This window comes from Massilia sp. Root335 (assembly GCF_001425685.1).
GTDB classification, from domain to species: domain Bacteria; phylum Pseudomonadota; class Gammaproteobacteria; order Burkholderiales; family Burkholderiaceae_D; genus Telluria; species Telluria luteola.
This window is the reverse complement of the sequence record NZ_LMCY01000012.1, coordinates 80947-83329: the sequence shown is the minus strand read 5'-3', so window position 1 is coordinate 83329 and position 2383 is coordinate 80947. Positions and strand designations below refer to the sequence as shown.

The window sequence follows — 2383 nt, the reverse complement described above, 5'->3', positions numbered from 1 at the left end:
GGGCCGTGGCACAGCGGTCAGCCACGATTAACCTGGCATGTCGGGCGTTTGGCATCAGTCAGACCTGCTACCGCTACAAGGCAAAGCTGGACGCGGAAAACGCCATCATTGCTGATTGGCTGGTTCGGCTAACGAACAACCAGCGCAACTGGGGCTTCGGTCTGTGCTTCCTGTACCTGCGCAACGTCAAAGACTTCAAGTGGAACCACAAAAGGGTCTACAGGATTTATCGAGAACTCGAGCTGAATCTGCGGATCAAGCCGCGCCATCGCCTAGTACGCGAGAAGCCGTTGCCGTTGGCTGTGCCGACCGCAATCAACCAATGCTGGTCGATGGACTTCATGCATGACCAGCTTGCCGACGGGCGCAGCATCCGCCTGTTCAACGTCATTGATGATTTCAATCGGGAAGGCCTGGGAATCGAGGTCGACTTCTCGCTGCCCGCCGACCGCGTCATCAGATCACTGGACCGGATTATCGAGTGGCGCGGCAAACCGGAGGCGATCCGTTGCGACAACGGCCCTGAGTACATCAGCGCCGTGACCTTGGCGTGGGCCGCCAGGCGCAGCATCCGCATCGATTTCATCCAGCCAGGCCAGCCTCAGCAAAATGCCTACGTCGAGCGTTACAACAGGACCGTGCGCTACGATTGGCTGGCGCACCACCTCTTTGAAACGCTCGACGAAATCCAGGAATTTGCTACTCGCTGGCTGTGGACCTACAATCACGACCGGCCCAACATGGCACTCGGCGGCATCACACCAAAACAGAAACTTGCCCTTGCCGCTTAACCTCTACTTTTAGCTTGCTCTAAAAACGGGGGGATTACCGGGCCACAAGCGGACATAAAGGCGACGGAACACGATGAATCCCTACAGCTTAATGCTGCAAACGGCATCGATGGAAATGCGGCAGTTTCAACAGACCAGTCCAGAGGCAAGCCAGTTTGAGAAGAGCTGGCTCGAACGTCTCGCGGCACGTCTAGAACACGCAAGTAATCTTAGCGAAGCGGCGTCAGCGGAGCGGGAAATACTAGCGATTGCGAGAAGCGACATCGACTCGGGGCCATCGAGCCGGACTGCAATGCCGTCGTTCTATCTGGCACTCGATGCCGTTCAAAGGACGCGCAAGCGCCGGTCTGTCTGAACGTCTGCAACGGGTCGGCAGCGCCCGATCGTGACAGGCCGCGAATTTTCTAGCTCGGCAACCTGCTACGCTGAGTCAAACGGCCGAGAGCGGCCAGGAGCGGTCATTGTCGAAGCGTCGATTTTCATGGCTTGGCTCGGAGTTGGCAAATTCATTCGATATTAACCGAAAGAAATATGCATGCAAATCGCATTAGAGACCCCAGATCAACCGGCTGTTCATGAGCTCATTGGCGAGCTTGATACTTATCTTTACTCGCTTTACCCAGCCGAGAATGTGTACGCACTCGACATAGCTTCGCTATGCCACCCGAGCGTCTTGTTTGCCGTGGTTCGTGACGCAGCCGGTGACGCCATTGGCTGTGGGGCGATCGTAATCAAATCCGATTACGGTGAAGTGAAGCGGATGTACGTTCGGCCGCAGGCGCGACGGAAAGGCGTTGCGGGTCGCCTGATAGAGGCGTTGGAAGTGGAGGCTGTGCGGAATGGCTGTAGAACTTTTATGTTGGAGACGGGGCCTACGATGCCGGAAGCTCTGTCTTTGTACGACCGGATGGGTTATCGGCGATGTGGCCCGTTTGGCGATTATCCAGATGACCCGTTCTCAGTTTTCATGCATAAGGACGCTACATAAGACACTTTGATGATACTGGAACGCTGAAATGTTTAGGTCTGCAATGGCTCGAATCCGGCCGGTCGTGACAATCCAAGGATTTTCCCGTCGAGCAAGCTGATATCCTGCTGCGACAGGCCGGTTTCGGCCGAGGCTGTGTAAAAACGCAAGGCGGATGGCCAGCCCACGACACTCGACCTCTCAAAACCCGCGCTACGGCATTTTCTCAAGGTCGGGAATGGTAAAGAAACCCCTGAAATTACGCGGATTTCGCGTTTTTACACAGCCTGGGCAAGAGCGGACCTTGACGCGTCCATCGAATTCGAGATTACCACAAACAAATGCGTACTACTCTAAAAGACGGTTACATTGCAGAGTTTGACGACGATGGCGCGCTGCTGCGCGTTTTTACCCCTGGAGACGCGCTCGCCTTTTCAGTCCTACCTCCAGAGTTCAGCGCTTTTTATACCTTTGCACTGCACGCGATACGTGGGAATTGTCCAGTCGTATCGTTTGAGCCTGGGCATGAACGTAACGGATGGCCCGATTGGTATTGCAAAGTTGACGTCGAGTCGGAGACAGTTCAGCTGTTGAACCCTTGGCGATAGCCTGTGACGACCCTAAC

Annotated in this window: 3 protein-coding genes; all 3 read left to right on the top strand. The window is 55.3% G+C overall.

Annotation, left to right across the window (positions count from 1 at the left end; genetic code table 11):
* On the top strand, positions 1-791 hold a 791-nt coding region (locus ASC93_RS09340), incomplete at its 5' end, for an IS3 family transposase (RefSeq protein WP_229412659.1).
* Between the two features lie 73 nt (positions 792-864).
* On the top strand, positions 865-1146 hold the full coding sequence (locus tag ASC93_RS30560; protein WP_157201820.1) for a hypothetical protein: 282 nt from the start codon (positions 865-867) through the stop codon (positions 1144-1146).
* Between the two features lie 180 nt (positions 1147-1326).
* Positions 1327-1779: a GNAT family N-acetyltransferase gene (locus ASC93_RS09335; protein ID WP_056440391.1), complete on the top strand. Its 453-nt coding sequence runs from the start codon at positions 1327-1329 to the stop codon at positions 1777-1779.
* Positions 1780-2383: the final 604 nt, after the last annotated feature.